This window comes from Roseateles sp., from assembly GCF_047654805.1.
Lineage (GTDB): Bacteria > Pseudomonadota > Gammaproteobacteria > Burkholderiales > Burkholderiaceae_C > Pelomonas.
The window spans coordinates 2668346-2692290 of record NZ_JASGIV010000001.1; the positions used below are offsets into that span (position 1 = coordinate 2668346).

At 67.7% G+C, this 23945-nt stretch carries 18 protein-coding genes; 16 read left to right on the forward strand and 2 right to left on the reverse strand.

Going from position 1 to position 23945, the window contains the following annotated elements; all coding sequences use genetic code 11:
- Nucleotides 1-214: 214 nt before the first annotated feature.
- The 16 genes from kdpF (at nucleotide 215) to QM732_RS12070 (ending at nucleotide 22710) form a co-directional block, all read left to right on the forward strand.
- Nucleotides 215-307 carry a K(+)-transporting ATPase subunit F gene (gene kdpF / locus QM732_RS11995; RefSeq protein WP_415656360.1) on the forward strand — a complete coding sequence of 31 codons (93 nt, stop codon included), beginning with the start codon at nucleotides 215-217 and terminating at the stop codon, nucleotides 305-307.
- Nucleotides 304-2100 carry a potassium-transporting ATPase subunit KdpA gene (gene kdpA / locus QM732_RS12000; protein ID WP_415656361.1) on the forward strand — a complete coding sequence of 599 codons (1797 nt, stop codon included), beginning with the start codon at nucleotides 304-306 and terminating at the stop codon, nucleotides 2098-2100. Before kdpF ends, kdpA begins: the two co-directional genes overlap by 4 nt.
- Nucleotides 2097-4151, forward strand: a complete 2055-nt coding sequence (kdpB, locus tag QM732_RS12005; protein WP_415656362.1) for a potassium-transporting ATPase subunit KdpB — start codon at nucleotides 2097-2099, stop codon at nucleotides 4149-4151. Before kdpA ends, kdpB begins: the two co-directional genes overlap by 4 nt.
- 26 nt (nucleotides 4152-4177) lie before the next feature.
- Nucleotides 4178-4924 carry a TorF family putative porin gene (locus tag QM732_RS12010; protein WP_415656363.1) on the forward strand — a complete coding sequence of 249 codons (747 nt, stop codon included), beginning with the start codon at nucleotides 4178-4180 and terminating at the stop codon, nucleotides 4922-4924.
- Nucleotides 4925-4938: 14 nt separating this feature from the next.
- A complete protein-coding gene (gene kdpC, locus QM732_RS12015; RefSeq protein ID WP_415656364.1) occupies nucleotides 4939-5571 on the forward strand; it encodes a potassium-transporting ATPase subunit KdpC in 633 nt (210 codons plus the stop codon).
- A 199-nt stretch (nucleotides 5572-5770) separates the two neighbouring features.
- Nucleotides 5771-8446 carry a DUF4118 domain-containing protein gene (locus tag QM732_RS12020; RefSeq protein ID WP_415656365.1) on the forward strand — a complete coding sequence of 892 codons (2676 nt, stop codon included), beginning with the start codon at nucleotides 5771-5773 and terminating at the stop codon, nucleotides 8444-8446.
- 16 nt (nucleotides 8447-8462) lie between these two features.
- Nucleotides 8463-9155: a response regulator gene (locus tag QM732_RS12025; protein ID WP_415656366.1), complete on the forward strand. Its 693-nt coding sequence runs from the start codon at nucleotides 8463-8465 to the stop codon at nucleotides 9153-9155.
- 178 nt (nucleotides 9156-9333) lie between these two features.
- Nucleotides 9334-10176: an HpcH/HpaI aldolase/citrate lyase family protein gene (locus tag QM732_RS12030; protein ID WP_415656367.1), complete on the forward strand. Its 843-nt coding sequence runs from the start codon at nucleotides 9334-9336 to the stop codon at nucleotides 10174-10176.
- 3 nt (nucleotides 10177-10179) lie between these two features.
- Nucleotides 10180-12516 (forward strand): sodium:solute symporter family transporter, encoded by a 2337-nt coding sequence (locus tag QM732_RS12035; protein WP_415656368.1) that lies wholly within the window; start codon nucleotides 10180-10182, stop codon nucleotides 12514-12516.
- A 6-nt stretch (nucleotides 12517-12522) separates the two neighbouring features.
- On the forward strand, nucleotides 12523-13404 hold the full coding sequence (locus tag QM732_RS12040; protein WP_415656369.1) for a LysR family transcriptional regulator: 882 nt from the start codon (nucleotides 12523-12525) through the stop codon (nucleotides 13402-13404).
- Nucleotides 13397-14302, forward strand: a complete 906-nt coding sequence (locus tag QM732_RS12045; RefSeq protein WP_415656370.1) for an alpha/beta hydrolase — start codon at nucleotides 13397-13399, stop codon at nucleotides 14300-14302. The genes QM732_RS12040 and QM732_RS12045 overlap by 8 nt, the downstream gene beginning before the upstream one ends.
- 138 nt (nucleotides 14303-14440) lie before the next feature.
- Nucleotides 14441-16597, forward strand: a complete 2157-nt coding sequence (locus tag QM732_RS12050) for a TonB-dependent receptor (protein ID WP_415656371.1) — start codon at nucleotides 14441-14443, stop codon at nucleotides 16595-16597.
- A gap of 11 nt (nucleotides 16598-16608) precedes the next feature.
- Nucleotides 16609-17514: a ribokinase gene (locus tag QM732_RS12055; protein ID WP_415656372.1), complete on the forward strand. Its 906-nt coding sequence runs from the start codon at nucleotides 16609-16611 to the stop codon at nucleotides 17512-17514.
- Nucleotides 17511-19700 (forward strand): formylglycine-generating enzyme family protein, encoded by a 2190-nt coding sequence (locus QM732_RS12060; RefSeq protein WP_415656373.1) that lies wholly within the window; start codon nucleotides 17511-17513, stop codon nucleotides 19698-19700. Before QM732_RS12055 ends, QM732_RS12060 begins: the two co-directional genes overlap by 4 nt.
- Complete coding sequence (locus QM732_RS12065; RefSeq protein WP_415656374.1) at nucleotides 19697-21517, forward strand: glycoside hydrolase family 127 protein; 1821 nt, start codon at nucleotides 19697-19699, stop codon at nucleotides 21515-21517. The genes QM732_RS12060 and QM732_RS12065 overlap by 4 nt, the downstream gene beginning before the upstream one ends.
- Complete coding sequence (locus tag QM732_RS12070; RefSeq protein WP_415656375.1) at nucleotides 21514-22710, forward strand: CaiB/BaiF CoA transferase family protein; 1197 nt, start codon at nucleotides 21514-21516, stop codon at nucleotides 22708-22710. Before QM732_RS12065 ends, QM732_RS12070 begins: the two co-directional genes overlap by 4 nt.
- 510 nt (nucleotides 22711-23220) lie before the next feature.
- Here the strand turns inward: QM732_RS12070 and QM732_RS12075 are convergent.
- Entirely contained in the window at nucleotides 23221-23412 is a 192-nt protein-coding gene (locus QM732_RS12075; RefSeq protein WP_415656376.1) for a hypothetical protein, read from the reverse strand.
- Nucleotides 23413-23453: 41 nt separating this feature from the next.
- On the reverse strand, nucleotides 23454-23924 hold the full coding sequence (gene cynS / locus QM732_RS12080) for a cyanase (protein ID WP_415656377.1): 471 nt from the start codon (nucleotides 23922-23924) through the stop codon (nucleotides 23454-23456).
- Nucleotides 23925-23945: the final 21 nt, after the last annotated feature.

A 23945-nucleotide genomic window follows, 5' to 3' on the forward strand; every position in this document is an offset into this window, starting at 1 on the left:
CCCGGCACGAAACCCATCGCTTCTTGATGCGATCTTGATATCCGCCCCCCTCTTCTTGTCAGCGTCTTGATGCCGTGTTTTCCAGAATTCCTCCCATCAAAGGAGGTGTCATGGACATCGTTTTTCTCGGGCTGGGCGTTGCCCTCGCCCTCGTGACGGCACTGGCGGCCTGGGGCTGCGAGCGGCTGCGCGACCAGCGCAACGGAGGCCGCTCATGACCGTTCCTGAATGGGTGGCGGCCGGGCTGGTGGTCTTTCTCGTGATCTACCTGTTCTGGGCCTTGCTGTTTCCGGAGGACCTGACGTGAGCACCTCTGCCTGGACTCAACTGCTCGTCTTCCTGGCGGTCCTGCTGGCCCTGGCGTGGCCACTGGCGCGCTGGATCCATGCCGCCATGGAAGGCCGTGTGGAATGGCTGCGCCGTGTCGAGGGGCACCTGCTCAGGCTCGCCGGCGTCGACGCCGAAGCCGAACAAGGCTGGCTGCGCTATGCCCTGGGCCTGCTGATCTTCAACGCGCTTGGCGTCATGGCCGTCTACGGGCTCCAACGGCTGCAGCAGTGGCTGCCGCTGAACCCGCAGGGCATGGGGCCGGTCGCACCGGACTCGGCCTTCAACACCGCAATCAGCTTCGTCACCAACACGAACTGGCAAGGCTATGGCGGTGAATCCACGATGAGCTATCTGACCCAGATGCTCGCGCTGACGGTGCAGAACTTCCTCTCCGCGGCCACCGGCATCGCCGTTGTCTTCGCGTTGATCCGCGGCTTCGTACGCCATTCGGGCAGGAGCATCGGCAACGTGTGGACGGACCTGACCCGCGCGACGCTCTGGGTACTGCTGCCCCTGTCGCTCGTGTGCGCCACCGCGCTCGCGGGCATGGGCGTCGTGCAGACGTTCAAGCCCTACCAGGACGTGACGACCGTCGAGGCGCAGACCTGGCAAGTGCCCAGGCTCGGCGGCGACGGCCAAGCGATGAAGGGCCCCGACGGCCTGCCCGCCATGCAAGACATGAGCGGCCAGGCGCAGAGCATTGCCCTCGGCCCGGTTGCTTCGCAGCTGGCCATCAAGATGCTGGGCACCAACGGCGGCGGCTTCTTCAACGCGAACTCGGCCCACCCCTTCGAGAATCCGACCGCAGCGTCCAACGCGCTGCAGATGCTCTCAATCTTCCTGATCCCGGCGGCACTTTGCTTCGTCATGGGCCGCCAGGTCGGGGACATGCGTCAGGGCTGGGCCCTGCTTGGTGCGATGACGGCGATGTTCGTGGTCGCCGTGGTGGTCGCCACCGCGGCCGAGCAGGCCGGCAACCCACGCCTTGCCAGCCTTGGCGTCGGCCAGGCCGCAACCGCCCTGCAGTCCGGCGGCAACATGGAGGGCAAGGAAGTCCGCTTCGGCATCGAGGCCTCATCCCTGTTCGCCGTCATCACGACGGCCGCGAGCTGTGGCGCCGTCAACGCGATGCACGACAGCTTCACCCCCCTGGGCGGCGCGGTTCCCATGGTGATGATGCAACTGGGCGAGGTCGTCTTCGGTGGTGTCGGAGCGGGTCTCTACGGGATGCTCGTGTTCGCCATCCTGTCCGTCTTCGTCGCGGGCCTGATGATCGGCCGCACGCCAGAGTACATGGGCAAGAAGATCGAGGCGCATGAGATGAAGATGGTGTCGCTGGCCATCCTGATCACGCCCCTGGCCGTGCTGACGGGTACCGCCATCGCCGTCATCCTGGAGCCTGGCAGGGCTGGCATCGCGGCGCCCGGCGCCCATGGCTTCAGCGAGGTGCTGTATGCCCTGTCCTCTGCCGGCAACAACAACGGCAGCGCATTCGCCGGGCTGTCCGCCAACACGCCCTTCTACAACCTGCTGATCGGCCTGGTGATGTGGATTGGCCGCTTCGGCGTCATCGTGCCGGTGCTGGCCATGGCGGGTTCACTGGCGGGCAAGAAGCGGCTCACGCCTGGCGAGGGAACGCTGCCAACGCACGGCCCGCTCTTCGTCGTGCTGCTGATCGGCTCGGTGCTGCTGGTCGGCCTTCTGAACTACGTACCGGCGCTGGCCCTGGGCCCTGTCGTCGAGCACCTGATCCTCTGGAGCGCATCATGAATCGCACCGGCTTCTCCCTGTTCGATCCAGCGCTGACCCGCTCGGCACTGGCCGCATCCTTTCGCAAGCTGGACCCACGCACGCAGTTGCGCAACCCGGTGATGTTCGTCGTCTACCTCGGCAGCCTGCTGACGACGGGACTGTCGATCGCCCAGCCCAACGGTTTCGTCATCGCTGTCACGGTCTGGCTGTGGTTCACGGTGCTGTTTGCCAACTTCGCAGAAGCGCTGGCCGAAGGCCGCAGCAAGGCGCAGGCTGCGTCCTTGCGGGGCCTGAAGAAGCAGACCTGGGCCAAGGTCATCGATGCCTGGAAGCCCCACACGGGGCGCGATGCCCTCAAGTGGCATCCACGCGAGGCCGACACGTTGCGCAAGGGCGAGATCGTCCTCATCGAGACCAACGACATGGTCCCCGCGGACGCGGAAGTCGTCGAGGGCGTCGCCTCGGTCGACGAGAGCGCCATCACGGGCGAATCGGCACCCGTCATCCGTGAAAGCGGCGGCGACTTCTCGGCGTTGACTGGCGGCACCCGAGTGCTGTCGGACTGGGTTGTCGCCCGCATTGCCGTCAATCCGGGCGAGACCTTCGTGGATCGCATGATCGCAATGGTGGAAGGCGCCCAGCGCAAGCGCACACCCAACGAGATCGCGCTGACCATCCTGCTCGTCGCGCTGACCCTCGTCTTCCTGGGCGTCTGCGTCACGCTGCTGCCGTTCTCGCAGTTCAGCGTGGTCGCCACGGGATCGGGTCAGCCCGTCGGCATCGTCGTCCTCGTGGCGCTGCTGGTGTGCCTGATCCCCACCACCATCGCCGGACTGCTGTCGGCCGTGGGCGTGGCCGGCATGAGCCGCATGCTGCAGGCCAACGTCATCGCGACCTCGGGGCGTGCCGTGGAAGCCGCCGGCGACGTGGATGTGCTGCTGCTGGACAAGACCGGAACCATCACCCTGGGCAATCGTCATGCCGACGCCTTCTGGCCGGTGGACCGTGCCAGCGAGACCCAGCTTGCCGAGGCGGCACGCCTGGCCTCGCTGGCCGACGAAACGCCCGAAGGCCGCAGCATCGTGGCGCTCGCCGACCGCAGGTTGGGGGCCCAGGCGGCAGCGCCCGTGCCAGGTCTTGTCGTCCCCTTCACTGCCCAGACCCGCATGAGCGGCGTTGACCTGGAAGGTCGCCAGATCCGCAAGGGCGCAGGCAGCGCCGTGCGCGCCCATGTCGAAGCCCTGGGCGGCCACTGGACCGCCAGTGTCCAGGCTGCGGTCGACGAGGCCGCTCGGCGGGGCAGCACGCCACTCGTGGTGGCCGACGGAGTGCACGTGCTCGGCGTCGTTGAACTGAAGGACATCGTCAAGCCCGGCATCAGGGAGCGTTTTGCGCAGTTGCGCCGCATGGGCATCAAGACGGTCATGGTCACAGGCGACAACCGGCTGACCGCAGCTGCCATTGCCGCCGAAGCCGGTGTGGACGACTTCCTGGCCGAAGCCACACCCGAGGCCAAGCTGGCGCTGATCCGCGAGCACCAGGCCCAGGGGCGCCTCGTGGCGATGACGGGCGACGGCACCAACGACGCACCCGCGCTGGCCCAGGCCGACGTGGCGGTGGCGATGAACACGGGCACCCAGGCCGCCAAGGAGGCGGGCAACATGGTCGACCTCGACAGCAACCCGACCAAGCTGATCGAGGTCGTCGAGACCGGCAAGCAGATGCTGATGACGCGCGGATCGCTGACCACGTTCAGCATCGCCAATGACCTGGCCAAGTACTTCGCCGTGCTGCCAGCGGCGTTCGTCTCGACCTATCCGCAACTGTCGGCGCTGAACCTGATGCACCTGGAGAGCCCCAACTCGGCCATCCTGTCCGCCGTCATCTTCAATGCGCTGATCATCGTCGTGCTGATCCCGCTGGCGCTCAAGGGAGTGCGCTACCGCGCCATCGGTGCCGCGGCCCTCCTGCGCCGCAACCTGCTGGTCTACGGCCTGGGCGGCGTCATCGCCCCCTTCATCGGCATCAAGGCCATCGACCTCACCCTCGCCGCGCTCGGCCTCGCCTGAGCATCCCCAATCTCGTTCATTCACCCATGAAGACTCTCACTACCTTGCTGGCCCTCGCCGCTGCCGCTGCCCCCGCCTTCGCGGACGAGACCGCAGCCCCAGCCGATCCGCTTTCGTTCAACGTGGCTGCCGTTGGCGAGTACCGCTACCGCGGCATCTCCCAGTCCCGCCTGAAGCCAGCACTGCAAGGCGGCATCGACTACGCCGCGCCGAACGGCCTCTACGTCGGCGCCTGGGGCTCGACCATCCGGTGGATCAAAGACATCCCCGGCGGCGGTGCCAACGTCGAAACCGACCTCTATGGTGGCTACAGGACCGAGGTCGCGAAGGACCTGATGCTTGACGTTGGCGTGCTGTACTACCTCTACCCGGGCAACGGGCTGAAGCAGGTGGCGGGCTTTGCGAATGCCAATACCTTCGAGGTCTATGGCGCAATGACCTACGGCTTCCTCACCGCCAAGTACTCACACAGCACAACCAACCTCTTCGGCAACACCGACACCAAGAATTCCGGCTATCTGGAAGTGACGGCGACCCTGGACCTCGGCGACGGCCTCACGTTGGCACCCCACGTCGGACATCAGACGGTCAAACGCCTTGCAGCGGCCTCTTACACCGACTACTCGCTGACGTTGGCAAGGGATTTCTCCGGCCTCGTGCTGAGCGCCGCCATCGTCGGCACCGACGCGGACCGGCGCTTTTATGCCAGCCCGGCCGACGGCAAGTTCCTTGGCAAGACCGCGCTGGTGGTCGGCCTGAAGAAAGTCTTCTGAGCAGGAGTACCGTCATGACAACGATGCCTTCCACACCCGCTGCTTGCCCGGCCAGTCCCGAGGTGCCGCTGTGGCGTCCGGCCCTGACGCTGTTCGTCGTGCTGAGCCTTGTAACCGGCCTGGCCTATCCGCTGGTCGTCACCGGCGTCGCACAGTCGGTGTTTCCTGAGCAGGCCAACGGCAGGCTCATCGTGCGCGACGGCAAGCCGATCGGCTCGGCGCTGATCGGTCAGGCCTTTGCGGACCCGGGCCACTTCTGGAGCCGCCCATCGGCCACCGCGCCCATGCCCTACAACGCGGCCAACTCCGCGGGCAGCAATCTCGCACCCACCGCACCGGCCCTCGCCGACGCCGTCAGGGCGCGGGTCGACGCATTGCGCGCGGCCGACCCGGGCAATACCGCGCCCGTACCTGTGGACCTTGTGACCACCTCGGCCAGTGGCCTTGACCCCCACATCAGCCGGGCCGCCGCCGACTACCAGGCCGCCCGCGTGGCCCGGACCCGGGGACTGCCGCTGGCGCGCGTACAGGCACTGGTGGACCAGCACACCGAAGGACGTGTGCTCGGCTTCATCGGTGAACCGCGCGTGCACGTGCTCAAGCTCAACCTCGCGCTGGACGCACTCGTGCCAACAGCCGCACACTGAGCGCGGGATGGACTATCTGTACGCATTGCTGGCGTTGGGCGCTGTCGCCTTGCCGCTGGTCGCAGTCTGGGGGCTGATGGAGTGGCAATCGCGGCGCCATACCCGCAGCGCCAGCGCACACTATCGCCCTCCCAGCCGCTCTCAGATGGACCCGCAGCACCCGAGAAACGATAGACGATGATGTGGTCTTGCTCCCACCGTGACTGATACGCGTCCCGATCCCGATGCCTTGCTGGCCCGAGTGCAGCATGAGGAGGCCGCCGCAAGGCGCGGCCGGTTGAAGATCTTCTTCGGGGCGAATGCCGGCGTCGGCAAGACCTTCGCGATGCTGGCTGCTGCGCACGCGGTGAAGCTGCAGGGGCGACCGGTGTGCATAGGCGTCGTCGAAACGCACGGCCGCATCGACACCGAAGCCATCACCCGCGATCTGCCTCGGCTGGCCCTGAAGGACGTTGCCTACCGCGGCCAGACGCTTCGCGAGTTCGACCTCGACGCCGCGCTGGCCTGGGGGAAGGAGCAGCCTGGCGGTGTACTGCTGCTGGACGAGCTGGCCCACAGCAACGTGCGCGGCTCGCGCCATGCCAAGCGCTGGCAGGATGCCCAGGAGCTGCGTGCGGCCGGTGTCGAGGTCTGGACCACGCTGAACGTGCAGCACCTGGAGAGCTTGAATGACGTGGTGGGCGGCATCATCGGCATCCGCGTGCAGGAAACGCTGCCCGACAAGGTGTTTGACGAGGCTGACGAGGTCGTTGTCGTCGACCTTCCCCCCGACGAGCTGCTGCAGCGGCTGAAGGAAGGCAAGGTCTACCTGCCGGCACAGGCCGAACGGGCGGCGCGCAACTTCTTCCGCAAGGGCAATCTGCTGGCGCTGCGCGAGCTGGCGCTGCGCCGCACGGCCGATCGCGTGGACGACCAGATGCAGGCCTACCGGCGCGAGCACAGCGCCGCGTCGGTCTGGCCCAACCGCGAGTCCTTGCTGGCCTGCGTCGGACCGGGCGCCGCGAGCGACAAGGTGGTTCGCAGCGCCGCGAGGCTGGCCCAGCAACTCGGGCTGGACTGGCACGCCGTGCACGTTGAGACGGCGCAGGCATTGAGCGACCCGGCGCGGCTGAGGGTGCAGCGAACGCTGGAACTGGCCAAATCCCTCGGCGCCCGGACCGCAGTGCTTTCGGCACCTGAGGTGGCCACGGCGCTCGCGGGCTATGCGCGTGAGCACAACCTGTCGCGACTCGTCGTGGGTCGCCGCGAGAACGCATGGCGTTGGCCGGGCCGCCCGTCGTTGGCCGATGCGCTGAACCGGCAGGCGGAGGAAATGGACGTGCTTCAGGTGGCGCTGCCCACCGCGGCACGCGAAAGCGAAACGCCGGCGCCGCAGGTTCGAGGACTGCTGGCGCCTCGCGCATTGCGGGGCTATGCGGCCTCCCTGGTCGGCGTCGGGGCGACCACGTTCGTCGCGCAGGCACTGCTGGCGTGGATCGCCACCACGAACATCGCCATGCTCTATCTGCTCAACGTCGTCGGCGTTGCGCTGAGATACGGCCGTGCTCCGGCGGCGCTGGCGGCCTTGCTTGGCGTCGCCGCCTTTGACTTCTTCTTCGTCGAGCCGCGCTGGTCCTTCGTGGTGGCTGACGCGCAGTATCTGGTCACCTTTGCAGTGCTGCTGCTGGTCGGCCTGGTCATCGGCCAGCTCGCCGCGGGACTGCAGGCTCAGGCCAAGGCGGCGCAGGAGCGGGAGCGCCGCGTGCGCGGCCTCTACGCCATGTCTCGGGACCTGGGGGCGGCGCTGGTCCCTGAACAGGTGGCGGAGATCGCCGGACGCTTCCTGCGCGCGGAGTTCGGCGCCGCCTCGGCCGTGCTGGCACCACCTCTGGGTGCTTCGCCAGGTCGGGAAGTCCTCGGCGTGCTGCCAGGCGCCGCCGTTCAACCGGACCTGGGCGTCGCCCAGTGGGCCTTCGACCACGGTCAACCGGCGGGTCAATGCACGGACACCTTGCCGGCCAGCGCTTGCCTGATGCTGCCCCTCACCGCGCCCATGCGGGTGCGCGGCGTGCTCGCCGTCGAAAGCAGCGGTCGTCGCTGGCTGCCGGACGAGCGCGAGTTGCTGGATACCTGCGCGGCGCTGCTTGCCATCTCGCTGGAGCGCATCCACTACATCGAGGTCGCCCAGCACAGCACATTGCAGATCGAGTCCGAGCGACTACGCAACTCGCTGCTGACCGCGATCTCCCATGACCTTCGCACGCCGCTGGCCGCCCTTGTCGGCCTGGCAGACGCCCTCAAGCTCGCGCCACCCCGCCTGAGCACGCAGCAGGCAGAGGTCGCGGAGGCCATGCGCCGCTCATCCTTGCGCATGAGCGCGCTGGTCAGCAATCTGCTCGACATGGCGAGGCTGCAGTCGGGCACCGTGCGTTTGAATCGCCAGTGGCTGCCGCTGCAGGAGGTCGTCGGCACCACCTTGGCAAGCATGGACGAAGTGCTGGCCGGACGCGACGTCGCCGTGGAACTGCCGGGGGATCTGCCCCTCGTTGAGCTGGACGCCGTGCTGATTGAGCGCGTCCTGGTCAACCTGCTCGAGAACGCAGCCAAGTACACGCCACCAGGCAGCCCCATCCGCATCGACGCCCGCGTGGCCGGGCGCCATCTGGAGATCGATGTGACGGACTCCGGCCCTGGGTTCCCTGCGGGCCGCGAGGCCCAGCTCTTCGACAAGTTCGAGCGCGGCGACCGGGAAAGCGCGACACCGGGCGTGGGACTGGGACTGGCCATCTGCAAGGCCATCGTGCAGGCGCACGGCGGGCAGATCACCGCCCACAATGTCGCGCATGGCGGAGCCTGCGTGAGGGTCGAGCTGCCTCTGGGCAAGCCGCCGGTGTAATCGAAGGAAGCAGACGATGGGTGCTGCACGTGTACTGATGATCGAGGACGAGCCGGAGATCCGGCGTTTCGTCCGCATGGCGCTGGAAAGCGAAGGGCTGGAGGTCTTTGAGGCAGGGACCCTGCAGCGCGGCCTGATCGACTCCGCCACCCGACGCCCGGAGCTGGTCGTGCTGGACCTTGGCCTGCCCGACGGGGACGGCCTGGACTTCATCCGCGAGTTCCGCGGGTGGTCGGCTGCTCCCATCCTCGTGCTGTCGGCCCGCGAGGGCGAGGAACGCAAGGTCCAGGCCCTCGATGCCGGAGCTGACGACTATCTTGTGAAGCCCTTTGGCGTCGCCGAGTTGCTGGCACGCGTTCGGGTGCAGCTGCGCCGTCGCAGCGGCGGCGGCCACGACAGCGATCCGGTGCTGAGCTTCGGGGACATCGTGGTGGACCGCACGCTCCGGCAGGTGAGCCGGGACGGGCAGCGGCTGCACCTCACACCCATCGAGTACCGATTGCTGCAGGAGTTCTGTGGCGCGCCCGGACGCGTGATGACGTACCAGCACCTGCTGAAGGCGGTCTGGGGGCCGGACCACATGGAAGACCTCCACTACGTGCGGGTCCACATGGCCAACTTGCGCAAGAAGATCGAAGCGGACCCGAATCGGCCACGCTGGCTGATCACGGAAGCGGGCGTGGGCTATCGGCTCAACCCCAAGGCCTGACGGTTTCCGGTCTGGTCCCGGCGCGGCCAGGCCCTGGCTGCCCTGAGGGCGCTGCTCCCGCAAGGCCGGTGGATACATCCATCCGGCCTTCGATCAAAACAACAGAAAATCTATCGTCTGAAATCTCAGCAAGAAAGTTTTTCTGAAAAGATACTGCCGCGCACCCACGGTGTCCCCTATGCGCAGCAAGCTCTTCGTCCCCGGCATTCGCCCTGAACTGTTCGCCAAGGCGCTGGCAAGCGCCGCGGACGCCCTCTCGATCGACCTCGAGGACGCAGTGCCCGAGAACCGCAAGGACGAGGCAAGGTCGGAGGTCGGCCGCTTCCTGCGCAGTGCTGAGGCCCGAAGCAGCGACAAGCTGCTCATCGTGCGGGTCAATCCCATCGGGTCAGCGCACTTCACGGCAGATCTGGACACACTCAAAGGCACCTCCGTGAGGTTGGTGAACCTGCCCAAGCCGCAGGGCGCCGGCGATGTGCTGGCAGCCGTCCAAGCCATGGATGCCGCCGGCCTCGCGGGCGACACCGCATTGCTGGCCAACATCGAAACCCCAGGCGCGCTGCGGCGGGCGGCAGAGATCGCGGCCGCGCACTCCCGTGTTGCCGGTCTGCAGCTGGGGCTGGGCGACCTCTTCGAGCCCGCGTGCATCGACAGGCGCACGCCGGCCAACGTGCATGCGGCCATGTTCCTGCTCAGCATGGCGGCTGCCGAGGCCGGCGTCTTCTGCTGCGACGGGGCGTTTCCCGATATCAAGGACGCCGACGGTTTCCGGGCCGAGGCCGCGATGGCGCGTGCGCTGGGCTTCATCGGCAAGAGCTGCATCCATCCCAGCCAGATCGCGGCCGCCAACGAGATCTTCCAGCCGGACCCCGCGCTCATCGAGCAGGCGCGGCGCATCGTCGCTGCGGCCGACGACGCCGCCGCGCTGGGACGCGCGGCCTTCGTGGTCGACGGCCAGATGATCGACCCCCCATTTCTGCAGAGGGCCCGCCGGCTCCTGCTCGCTTCCCCAAGAAAGTAGCCCATGAGTCTTGTTGCACGCCTGCTGACCGTGCTCGCCCTGCTGTCGACCGTCACGGCAGGCTGGGCGGCGGCAGATCAGGTCGCCACCGTCCGTACCCAGACCCTGCCGACGCTGCAGGCCGACGAACCGGTCCAGGACCTGGTGACCGCCGACGGCCGACTGCTTGCCGTGGGTTCGAGCAAGACCTGGCTGCTTTCGGCCGATGGCAGCAGCTGGGGTGCACCGCAACCCCGGCCAGCCGGACTGGCCCTGCTGGGCGGCCCGCTGCCGGAGCCCGTCGAAACACTCGCCCGCCTCCAGGTGGCGGGCGACAACGTCAGCTACCAGGCCCTGCCGCCACTGCCGCTGCGACTGCACAAGGCCCAGGCTGCAACGCTGCCCGACGCCCTGTACGTCGCCGGACTGGATCCGCAAGAGCAGCCACGGCTTTACAAGCTGCCGTCGGGTGAGGCCCGGCCCGCCTGGCAAGTGCTGCAGGCCTGGCCCGAAGGCGGAGAGCCACTGGCCCTCGTGGGGCAGACGCGCGCGCTCTTCCTCACGCTGGCTGGCAGGCAACTGCGCTGGGCCGCCGACCAGGGCTGGAGCAGCCTGCCCGCACCCGACGCTCCGGTCATGCCGGGCTCGGGTCGCCCAGTGGGCCAGGCCCATGTGCTCTACCTCGCGGGTCAGCCCGGCCAGCCCAGGCAAATGCTGAGCTTCCACACCATCACGGGATCCTGGGCCGTGATGCGCAGCGACCTGCCCAGTGACGCCCGGCAACCCGCGGCCTGGAAGAACGGCCTGGCCTGGCTGCAGGGCGCTGGCGAGCGCGGCGCACAGTCCGTGGCCGGCGCCGAGGTCGAAGCCGGCAAGCTGATGCTGCGCTGGCTGGACTGGCTGGTGATCGTGGTCTACCTGATCGCCATGCTGGGCATGGGCCTGTACTTCTATCTGCGCGAGAAACGCAACTCAACCTCGGACTTCTTCGTTGGCGGCCGCTCGATTCCCTTCTGGGCTGCGGGCGTCAGCCTGTACGCGGCGAACACCAGCTCCATCAGCTACATCGCCATCCCGGCCAAGGCCTTCGAGACCAACTGGCAGTACCTGACCAACAACCTGATCGCCGTGCTGGGGCTGATGTTCGTCGCAGTCTGGATCGTGCCGCTGCTGCGCCGCCTGGACCTGATGAGCGTGTTCTCCTACCTTGAGACCCGCTTCCACCCGGCCATCCGCATGCTCTCCAGCGCGCTGTGCATCCTTGTGCAACTGGGCAGCCGCATGAGCGTCATCCTGTTCCTGCCGTCGCTGGCCATCGCGACCATCACGGGCATCGACATGGTGTGGAGCATCCTGCTGATGGGCGGCTTCACCATCGCCTACACGGCGCTGGGCGGCATGAAGGCCGTCGTCTGGACCGACATCGTGCAGCTGGTCGTGAAGATGGGGGGCGCGGTGTTCGCCATCGGCTTCGTCATCTGGCACCTGGACGGCGGCCTCTCCCAGATGATGCACGAGGCGGCTGCGGCGCAGAAGACCAAGATGTTCGACTTCAGCTTCGACCTCACCAAGGCCACGGTCTGGGGCTTCATCTTCCTGGTGCTCTTCGACGTCGTGCTGACCTTCCCCAAGGACCAGGTGCTGATGCAGCGCACGCTGTCCACCAAGAACGACCGTGATGCCGGCCGTTCGATCTGGGCCTTCGCGGCCATCATGATCCCGGGCGGCTTCGTCTTCTACGCCATCGGCACGGCGCTGTACGTCTACTACAAGGCCAACCCCGAGCGCATGAACCCGCTGCTGAGCATCGACGCCACCTTCCCGATGTTCATCGCCGCGGAGCTGCCCATGGGTGTGACGGGCCTCATCATCGCCGGCATCTTCGCCGCGGCGATGGCGACGCTGTCCAGCATCATCAACAGCGTCGCGACGCTGGCCTCGGTGGACTTCTACGAGAAGCTGGTCAAGAACCCGGACCCCAAGAAGAGCGTGCTGTTCGCCGAGCTGATGACGGTGGCGGCCGGCCTCATCGGCGTCGGCTTCGCGCTGCTGCTGTCACGCTACGACATCCACTCGCTGTTCGACGTGTCCATCGAACTTGCGGGTCTGCTGGGCGGCGGCTTCGCTGGCGCCTACACGCTGGGCATGTTCACGCGCCGGGCCAACGCCCCCGGCGTGGCCATCGGGGTGGGCTCGGCCATACTGCTGACCACCCTGGCCTGGTGGATGAAGCTGGTTCATCCCTACTTCTACCTGGCCATCTCCATCTTGCTGTGCATCGTCATCGGCTACCTGGCCAGCCTGCTGTTCCCCCCGCCCCGCCAGTCCCTGAAGGGCCTCACCATCTACCGAGACGACTGACACCCCATGGACACGGAGTTCCTTCGCACCTTCGTCGCCGTCGTTGACGAAGGCTCCATGGCCGCCGCGGCCCGCTTGCTGAACATCACGCCAGCCGCCGTGGCCCAGCAGATCCATACGCTTGAGCGGGGCATGGGCACGGTGCTGATCGCGCGCGTGGGACGCACGGTCAACATCACGGAGGCCGGCGCACGCGCCCTGCCCCGGGCCCGTGCACTGCTGCGCGATGTCGCGGACCTGCGCACCGTGGCAAATGACGACCCGAGTGCCGGGGAGCTCAGGTTGGGCGCCGGCACCAATGCGCTCACGGGCATGCTGCCGGACATCCTGGCGCGCATGGTTGCGCGCTTCCCAGGCATCCAGGTATTCATCAAGCCGGGCTACTCCCCGGAACTGCACCGGGCAGTGGACAGCGGCGATCTGGACGCAGCCATCGTGCTGCAGGCTCCCTTTGCACTGCCAAAGACCTGCGACTGGGAACTGCTGCGCGAGGAGCCCCTGGTCGTGCTTGCGCCCGCGCGCATGGCGGACCGGGACCCCCATGAGCTGCTCGCCACCGAGCCGCTGATCCGCTACGACCGCAGCCAGTGGGGCGGCCGCCAGGCGGACCAGTACCTGCGTTCGGTGGGTATCACGCCCCGCGAGCGCTTCGAGCTCAACGCCCTCAACGCCATCGCCGTCATGGTCGATCGCGGTCTGGGCGTGTCGCTCGTGCCCGACTGGGCACGCCCCTGGCCGGAAGGCCTGAACCTGGTCCGCCTGCCGCTGCCCCTGCCCTGCGAACCGCGCCGGATCGGGATCGTCTGGTCCCGCTCGACCATCCGCATCCGGCTGGTGCAGGCCTTCCTCCAGGAAAGCCGCGCGGCCATGTCACAGCCCGATGCCTGACCGACGCCAGCTGCTCGCCCTGGGCGCGTCGCCCCTGATCGCACGCGCTCAAGCGGCGAGCGCGCCCGCGGCAGGCTCACGGCTGGTCACCTCGCGCCTGCAGAGCAAGCGCGGCCCCATCGACTTCCAGCTCTACCTGCCGCACGGCGATGCACCTGCGGCGCAACGGTATCCCCTGCTGCTGTTGCTGCATGGGCGCGGTGACAACATGTCCGCCTGGACCCGCGTCAAGGATGTCCTCGACGACATGATCGCCGCCGCGGAGATACCGCCGCTGATCGCGGTCATGCCGGACGCGCCGTGGAGCCGTCGCGGCGGCTACTACGTCGACTCGGCCCACGTCGAGGGCGCGCCGGTCGAAACCCTGCTGCTCGACGAACTGCTGCCACACATCGAAGCGCAGTGGCCGGTCCGGCGGGGCCGGGAGTTCCGCATCGTCGGCGGCTATTCCATGGGCGGCTACGGAGCCGTGCGGTTTTCCCTGGCCCGCCCCCATGCCTTCGGTGCGGCCATCGTGCTGAGCCCGGCGATCTACACGCCGCTCCCGCCCAAGGGTTCCAGCGCACGCGAGTTCGGCGCCTTCGGCCGCGACAGCACGCTGTTCTTCGACGAGCTGTACGAGGCCAGCAACTATCCGGCCCTGCTGGCCGCCCGGCAGGCATCGCACCCTGCCCTGCGCATGTTCATCGCCGCGGGTGACCAGGAGTACCCGCACCCTGACCCTGCAGATGCCTCGCACGATATCGATCTGGAGGCACACCGGCTGTTCAGCCGCCTCAGGCGGGAGCCGGGCAGCGCGGCCGCACTGCGCATCATGGATGGCGGGCACGACTGGCCCGTCTGGCAGCCCGCCTTCCGCGAGGGCCTGCGCTGGTGTGCCCGCCGCCTGGCCTGGTGAGGCGACAGAAGCAACAAAACCTGTCGTCTGAACATAGATCCAGGCCATTCCTGTTTATTCCCAGCTGGCCGAGACTGACCCCACCACGGGCCGCAAGGGGCTGGCCGGTGAATCCATAACCACAGCAGAGACAAGATCATGAAGCACGTCGTTCCCGTCGCCACGCTCACGCTGGCCGCCGCCGTCTCGGCCGCCTACGCCCAGGAAGCAGCCACTCCACCGGCCGCTGCCGCCAGCGCCGCCGACGACAACACCAACCAGCTCGAACGCACCATCGTCACCGGTACGCGCACGGCCAAGGCCATCGACAAGATCCCCGGCGCCATCAACGTCATCGGCAAGACAGAGCTGTCGCAGACGCTGGCGCTGACCGAGGACGCCACCGCGGTTCTGTCGCGTGTCGTGCCGGGCTACTCCGAATCCTCGCAGGCCATGAGCAACACGGGCGAGAACCTGCGCGGCCGCATCGCGCTGCGCCTGTTCGACGGCGTGCCCCAGGGCTCGCCGCTGCGCGAAGGCACGCGCAACGCCACCTTCACCGACATGGGCCTGGTGGGCCGCATCGAGGTCATCAACGGGCCGTCGGCCTCAGAAGGCATTGGCGCGGCGGGCGGCATCATCAACTACATCTCCCGCGTGCCGACCAAGATGGGCGATGAGTTCCAGCTCACCACCCGGATCACGACCGAAGGCAAGGACGACAGCACGGGCTACAAGGTTGGCCTGAACTGGCTGCGCAAGACCGACAACTACGACATGGTGCTGTCCGCTTCGCATATCGACCGCGGCATCGCCTATGACGGCAACGGCAACCGCGTGGGCCTGAACACCAGCGGCTCGCTGATGGACAGCAAGTCCAACAACTTCTTCGGCAAGCTGGGCTTCGATTTCGGCACCGACAAGTCCCAGCGCCTGCAGTTCTCCGCCAGCGCCTTCAAGGTCGAGGGCAACAACCGCTATCACCTCGTCGAGGGCAACCGCGACACCGGCATGACCAACACCTCGGAGCTGGGCACCATCCCCGGCTCCAAGGCCGAGTTCAACGACTTCAAGCAGTTCACCGTCTCGTACAGCCACGCCGACCTGTGGGGCGGCGCACTGCAGCTCGACGCCTACTTCGCCCGCCAGGCCATGCGCTACCCGGCGGAGGATGGCGCCGACCGCCAGGACCCGCTGATCGCGCCCGTGGGCACGCTGTGGGACCAGTCGGAGATCTTGGCCAAGAAGAAAGGCCTGCGCAGCTCCTGGACGCGCGCAGACGCCTTCGGCATCAAGGGCCTCGAGTTCCGCGGCGGCGTGGACCTGACCGAGGACAACGCGCAGCAACGCCTGGCCCTGACCGACCGGCTCTGGGTGCCGCCGATGATCTATCGCAGCGTCGCGCCCTACACCCAGCTGTCCTGGGATGCCGGCCCGCTGACCCTGTCGGGCGGCGTGCGCCGCGAGGACGGCACGCTGCGCGTCGACAACTACACCACCACCTACTACCGCGATCGCATCAACGTCACCGGTGGCAAGCTCGACTACGCCGCCACCCTGCCCAACATCGGCGCTGTGCTGCGGCTGCCGGAGAACTGGTCGGTGTTTGCATCGCTGGGCAAGGGCTTCACGCTGCCCAACGTCGGCATCCCTCTGCGCAACATCAACAAGAACTCCAAGAACACCAACGTGGCCGGCATCCTGGACCTGCAGGCCATCATCGTGCGCAACAAGGAGGTGGGCGTGAACTGGCGCGGCAAGAAGGCCAGCTTCGGTGCATCGGTTTACCAGTCGTATTCCAGCCTGGGCGTGTCGCTGTCGGTCGACCCCGTCACCAATGACTTCGTCATGAACCGCGCCCCCGTGGAGATCAGCGGCTTCGAGATGACCGGCGACGTCCAGCTGACGCCCGAAGTCAAGGTCAACGCCCTGTACTCGCGCATCCTCGGCAAGACCACGTTTGTCACCGGCGGACCGTTGACCAAGCGCATGGGCGTGAACGACACCAGCCCCGACAAGGTGGGTGGCTCCGTCGCATGGAAGTTCATGCAGGGTGGCGACGTGAACCTGGGCTTCACCCGGCTGCTCAGCCGCGACCTCAACATCGGCCTGTCGGGCGAGGAACGCACCCGCGGCTACACGTTGCTCGACCTCGGCGCCAACTACGACTGGGGCCGCTACGGCAAGACCACGCTGGGCATCGAGAACCTGACCAACAAGTTCTACGTGCTGAGCTGGTCGCAGCTGCCCGGCTTCAAGAACTACTTCTCGGGCCGCGGCCGCGTGTTCTCGCTGACGCAGACCGTGACCTTCTGACCGGAGCTTCCATGTCCCGCAGCGTTCTGGTGGCCGGCTCGGCCAACCTGGACTTCGTCGTCCGCGCCAGCCACGTGCCGGCCCCCGGAGAAACCGTGCTCGGCCGCGGCTTCGCCTGTTTCCCCGGCGGCAAGGGCGCCAACCAGGCGGTCGCCGCCGCACGTGCCGGTGGCGCGCCGGTGCAGATGCTGCTGGCGCTGGGGCAGGATGCCCCAGCGGCGACGCTGGAGGCCTCGCTGCGAGAAGCCGGGGTCCAGTTGCACGTCGTCCGCGACAGCGTGCAGCCCACGGGCTGCGCCTTCATCTGCGTCAGCGACAGCGCCGAGAACGCCATCACCGTGGCTCCCGGCGCCAACAACGCGCTGCGCGGCGAACACCTGCCGTCGCTGGACGGGGTCAGTCATCTGCTGCTGCAGCTCGAGACACCCCTCGACACCGTCACCGCCTACGCACGCCGCGCACGCGCCGCTGGCGTCGGCGTGGTGCTCAACGCCGCGCCGGCACGGCCGCTACCCGCCGAGCTGCTCGACGCCGTCGACCTGCTGGTCGTCAACGAAAGCGAGCTGGCGGCCATCGCCGGCACGGACGACGGCGTGGAGGCGGCGCTGGCGAGGGTTGCCGTGCCGACCGTCATCGTGACGCTGGGCAGCCGAGGCTGCCTCGCACGGCACGAGGGCGAACTGCTCCGCCTGGAGGCCTTCCGGGTCGACGCGGTCGACACCACCGCCGCGGGCGACACCTTCTGCGGCGTGCTGGTCGCCGCGCTGAGCCGCGGCGATGGCCTGCGTCCGGCGCTGCGCCGCGCGAGCGCGGCCGCCGCGCTGGCCTGCACCCGGGCCGGCGCCCAGGCCAGCATCCCGCAGACCCACGAAATCGACACCCTGCTCGCCCAAGTTTCCGCGACGATTCCCGCATGACCGACCACATCCTTCCGCCCGGCGACGACGACCGCGGCGAACTGGGCACCGAATTCCGCTTCTCCCACGTCACGACGGGTCGCTATCTGCCGGTGCCGGGCAAGGCGCCGGGCTGGCCTTTCGCCGAGATCGGCCACTGGAAGATTGATACCAAGGGCTGCGCCGACGACTGGGTGCGCGAACTGATCGACTGGCGACGCGAGCACCTGATCCGCATCGGCTACGACGACGCCAACTACCGCCGTCCCGAACTGCAGTGGGCGCAGCGCAACTTCGTCCACGTGCAGATGATGGTGGAGGACCGCTACTTCTACGACCCCGTCAAGGGCGAGTACACCGTGGACCGCTACCTGGATGATCTGGAGGCGCGCTTCGGCGGCGTCGACTCCGTGCTGATCTGGTACATCTATCCCAACATCGGTGTGGACGATCGCAACCAGACCGACCTCGCCCACGATCTGCCCGGCGGCCTCGCCGGCCTGAAGCAGGCGGTGGACGCCTTCCATCGCCGCGGCGTGCGGGTCTTCCTGCCCACCAAGCCCTGGGACAACGGCACGCGGCCCCAGGGCCAGCGCGACTGGCATGCCATCGCCGAGATCATCCGGGCCGTCGGCGCCGACGGCATCAACGGCGACACCTACAACGGCGTGCCCCGCGCCTTCTTCGACGCCTGCGATGCCGTGGGCCGCCCGGTCGTGCTGCAGCCTGAGTCGACGATCTCGTCGGAAGAGCAGCTGATCTGGAACGTGCAGAGCTGGGGCAAGAAGGTGCCAGCCGACGTCATCCCGTCGGTCGCCAAGTGGAAGTGGCTGGAGCCACGCCACATGATCAACCTGGAGAACCGCTGGGGCCGCAACCGCACCAACGACCTGCAGTACATCCACTTCAACGGAGTGGGCTACAACGCCTGGGAAAACATCTGGGGCATCTGGAACCAGCTCACGCCCCGGGATGCCGAGACGCTGCGCCGCATCGCCACGCTGCAGCGCGCCTTCGCGCCGCTGCTGGTGAGCATGGACTGGCGGCCCTACGCACCCACGCTGCAGACCGGCGTCTTCGCCAGCCGTTTCCCCGGCGCAGGGCGCACGCTGTGGACCCTGGTCAACCGGATGGAGTACGAGATCGCGGGCGAGCAGATGGCCCTCCCCCACGCGGCCGGCAGGCGCTACTTCGACCTGTGGAACGGCCGCGAGCTGCGGCCGCGCATTCTCGACGGCCAGGCACTGATCGAGCTTGCGCTGGAGCCCCAGGGCTACGGCGCCGTGCTTGCCACGGAGGATGGCGATGGCGTCGATCCGGCCTACCTGGCCCGTGCGACCGAGCTGGCCCGTACCCCGCTGCAGTCGCTGTCGGGTCGCTGGACCGCGTTGCCGCAGCGCCTGTGCGCGGTGGCGCCAACCACGCCGCGGGCCACGCCTCCCGAGGGCATGGTGGCCATCCCGGCAGGCGAGTACGACTTCGTCGTCGGCGGCATCGAGATCGAAGGCCAGACCTGGGCCGGCGTGGACGTGCAGTACCCCTGGGAGAGCTGCCCGCGCCGCGCCCACCGGCGGCGGCTGCAGATGCCGGCATTCCACATCGACCGCCACCCGGTCACGAACGCCGCGTTCCAGCGCTTCATGGACGCCACCGGCTATGCGCCGGCGGATCGGCACAACTTTCTGCGCGACTGGGTGGATGGCCGCCCGCAGCCGGGCTGGGAGAACAAGCCCGTGACCTGGGTCGGTCTGGAGGACGCGCGGGCCTACGCGGCCTGGGCCGGCAAGCGCCTGCCGCGCGAATGGGAATGGCAGTACGCCGCCCAGGGCACGGACGGCCGCCCCTATCCCTGGGGCCAGGCCTGGGATGCCGACGCCGTGCCGGCGCCCCAGCGCGGTCGCACGCTGCCCGCGCCTGCAGACGTCGACGCCCATCCGCGCGGCGCCAGTCCCTTCGGCGTGCTGGACCTCGTCGGCAACGTCTGGCAATGGACCGACGAGTTCGAGGACGAGCACACCCGCGCGGCCATCGTGCGCGGCGGCAGCAGCTACCTGCCACAGACCTCGCACTGGTACTTCCCGCAGGCCTACCGCCTGGACCAGCATGGCAAGTACCTGCTCATGGCACCGAGCAAGGACCGCTCGGGCGCCATCGGCTTCCGATGTGTGGTTGACACGCCTGACTCGGCGGCAGGCTACCAGCCATGAGCCAGCCGCACACCCAACTGGGCGGGCTTCTCGGCCAAGCCATGGAGGCCAGCCGGCGCGGACGGCTGTTCCATTTCATCCAGGACGAGCACAGCCCAGCCGTCGCAGTCTTCTCGCCCGCGCACCGGGATCAGAACCACGAAGGCGACTGGTACGGCGAGCACGCGGGCAAGTGGCTGTACGCCACCGCCAAGGCGGCCGCACGCAGCGGCGACGCCGAGCTGTTGCGCCAGCTTCGCCGCGTGGCGGACTACCTCGTGGAGGTCCAGCTGCCCGATGGCTACCTGGGCACCTATGCCGCGCCGCGCCGCTTCATGGTGCGCCAGCCGCCCAAGCCACTGAGCTGGAACGGCGAGCCCAGCCTGCGGACGTGGGACATCTGGACCCACAGCTATCTCGTGCTGGGGCTGCTGGAGGCCCACCGCCACTTTCCCAACGAGCGCTGGCTGGCGGCGGCCCGCCGCATCGGCGACCTCTGCCTGCACACGCTGGCCGAGGGGGGCATCGACATCAACGAGCTGGGCAACCATCACGGCATGTCGGCCACCGTGCTGCTGGACCCCGCCGTGGAGTTGCACCTGGCCACCGGCGAGACACGCTACCTCGACCTGGCCCGGCGCATCCTCGCCCAGGCGGACGCCAACCCCGCGCTGGCCTTGCAGACGCGGGCCCGCGCTGGCGTGGACGCAGCTGACATCGCCACCGGCAAGGCCTACCAGCTGATATGGAACCTCGTTGGCCTGGCCAAGCTGCACCGTGCCACCGGTGATCCCGCCCATCTCTATGCGGTCCAGCGCCTGTGGCACAGCATCCGCGACAAGCATCTGACGCTGGGCGGCGGGCCCTGGGGCGGTGTCGCCAACCGCTCCCGCGAGGTGTTCAACGCCCCCTTTGCGTTCAGCCCGCAAGGCTACGTGGAGACCTGCTCGACGCTGGCCTGGCTGCAGCTGAACCGCGAGATGCTGAAGATCACGGGCAACGCCGTGCATGCGGAGGAGATCGAACGTACTGCCTACAACGACCTGCTGGGCGCCATGGCCCCGAACGGTGAGGACTGGTGCTACTACTCCTTCCCCAACGGCCGACGCGTACACACCACCTACTGGCGTTGCTGCAAGTCCAGTGGCGCGATGGCCTTGGAAGAACTGCAGGATGTCGCCTACGGCGTCAACGACGCGGGTGATGAGATCACGGTCAACCTCTACGGCCCCAGCACTCTGGCCGTCGGCAAGCTGCGCCTGAGCCAGCAGACCGGCTACCCCGCCCACGGACTGGTGCAACTGCGCATCAGCGCACCCGACACCGGCGCGCGGTTCGCACTCCGGCTGCGCATCCCGAGCTGGGCCGAAGGTGCCACACTGAGCCTGGATGGTCAGGCCCTGCCGGCGCCGCAGCCCGGCCGGTACGCCGAGATAGAAGCACGCCACTGGCGCGGCGAGCAGGTACTGACGCTGGACCTCCCCATGACGCCGCGGCTGCAGCAGCGCGTCAACGAGAACATCCAGGAGTCGCGGGCACCAGATGGCAGCCCTGTCGCACAACAGGTGCTGCACCATGCCTACCTGGCCGTGACGCGCGGGCCGCTGGTGTACGCGACGACGCTCATCGACGGCTTCAAGACCGAGGAGACCGTGCGCCTGCCGAAGGCGCTGCAGGAGCTTCCCGCGTCGGCCGAGGGCGAGGACGGGGCACCTGGCATCGCCATGACGCTGGGCTACCGCCCGGACCTGCTCTTTCATCCCTACTACCGGGCCGGCGGCCGCAGCGACGGGGCCTGGCGACTGACCTGGCTCTCGCTGGCCCCGGACGCAACATGAACGGCAAACCTACTGGAACTTCCGCAGGGCCGCTGGCCGGCGTGCGCGTACTGGACCTCAGCGCCTACATCGCCGGCCCCTACGGCTGCACGCTGCTGGCTGACCAGGGCGCCGAGATCCTGAAGATCGAGCCACCCGACGGCGACAACCTGCGCAACTATCCGTCCACGCTGAGCGACGAGAGCCGGGCCTTCCTGGGCGTCAACCGCAGCAAGCGCGGCCTGGTGCTGGACCTCAAGAAGCCGCAAGGCCTCGCCTTGCTGCTGCGCCTGGTTCGGGACGCCGACGTGCTCGTGCACAACTTCCGCCCCAGCGTGCCCAGGCGGCTGGGCATCGACTTCGACACGCTGCAGGCGCTCAACCCCCGCCTGATCTACTGCGCCGTGACGGGCTATGGCGAGACCGGCCCGATGAGGGAGAAGGCCGGCTACGACCAGGTGTTGCAGACCATGACCGGCATGTGCGCCCTGCAGGGCAAGCCCGGCGGCCCTCCAGAGATCCTGTACGGCTCGGTGGTGGACTACTACGCGGCGGCACTGCTGGCTGGTGGCGTTTCGTCAGCGCTGTACGAGCGCGAGAAGAGCGGCCTGGGTCAGCAGGTGTCCATCTCGCTGCTGCGCAGCGCACTGGCCATGCAGTCGGCTCGCCTGATCTGGGCAGACGGCGAGCCGCTGGACGTGGGGCGTGACATGCGTTCCGGCGGAGTCACAGGCATCCATCCCACGCGCGACGGCCACCTCTACATATCCGCCAACACGGCGCGGTTCTGGAGTGCGCTGTGCGAGAAGACCGGCCTCACCGACCTCGCCGCACACCCTCGCTACGACACCGTGAAGAAACGTGCGACACACGCGGCCGAGCTGATCCCACGCCTGCATGACGCGCTGGGCCACAAGACCGCGCTGGAATGGGAAACCCTCTTCGGCGACGAGGTCCCCTGCGCGGCAGCCCGCCGGGTCGAGGAGATGTTCGAGCACCCGCAGGTGACGGCCGAGGACATGATTGCGCGGATGCCGCACCCGGTCGTCGGTCACTACCGCGGACTCAGTCGAAGCATCCTGTTCGACCGAACGCCCGGCCCTGCCCCGTTTGGCGCCCCCACCCTGGGCCAGCACACCGACGACCTCCTCAACGAACTGGGCGTTGACAGCGCAGCCATCGCCCGCCTGAGGCAGGAAGGTGCGGTTCGCTGACCCGCCCGATGACAGCTCGACTCCGCGGCGCCGGCATGCGCGCCTCAACAATCGCGCAGGCCGCGCCAGCAACGCTGCTGGACTTGTGACGCGGTCAACCACTGGGGTGTTGGCATGGCCGCAAGGCGCCGCCGACTGAGAGGGTTCCTTTGATACTGATTGAGGTAACCCTTGCCATACGAAGATCGGCGCCAGGCAGTCCGGTGACCATCGCCTCGTGATGTCGCCTCTGCAGCGGTTGCTGTCGCTCAGCCAACATGGCGTGGACGACGACTGTCGGCCCAGAACCGGACACTCACCGTGGACTCGAAAAATGCTTGATGTCCACGCTTCACCCTGGTCCTGCATGGGCGCAGTGGCTGCATTGCTGATTGCAGTGTTCGTCCATTGGCTGGCTCCAAGCGCTGACGCTGTTCAGGTCGGAGCATGGCTCGTCGGTCGGCATTGGCCGTCCGCCGGTCCGTTCACCCAGCCGATCACGAAACACAAGATCAGACCGACGGATCGCGATCACTCATAGGCCGATTTGTGACTCATGATGAAGGTCCATGTCACCGCGACGCGCTGCGTTTCCCCGTACGACATCGGGAAACCGTCCAGACTCGCCAGCCATCCCTCGGGGGTCTGCTGGAGGGTAAGGCGCCGCGCCGTCACCAGTGGCTCGCTCCACGCAAGCATGAGCTCGTTGTCGTTCATATTCATCGCGGCGCCCCTTCATTCATGTGGAAAAGACCGATGGAGACTCAGAAAGGTTTGTTGGGCAGGAACTTCCCATCCAGTGTGATCACCGCTCGTGAGCCGCCTTCGGGATCCTCCACCTTGTTGATGTCGAGCTTGAAGTTGATGGCGCTGATGATGCCGTCACCGAACTGCTCGTGAACGAGAGCCTTGAGCGTGGTGCCGTAGATCTGGACCATCTCGTAGAAGCGGTAGATGGTCGGGTCGGTCGGCACGCCACCGGGGATGCTGCCCCGCAGGGGAATCGCCTGCAGCTCTTTCGCATCGGCAGCGTCCAGGCCGAGTCGGCTGCAGACCAGCTCCGCGGCGTGCTGCGGCAAGGCGTGCTGCCCCAGCAGTGCAGCCGTGACATAGGCCACCCGGAGTCCGGTGCCTTCTGCCAATTCACCGAAGCTGATGTCTTTGCTTGCCTTTGCGGCAAGCACGCGGGAGGTCAATTCAACGCGTGACTCTTGGGTCACATTGGAATGAAGCATTGCAGTTTTCCTTTCAGAGAG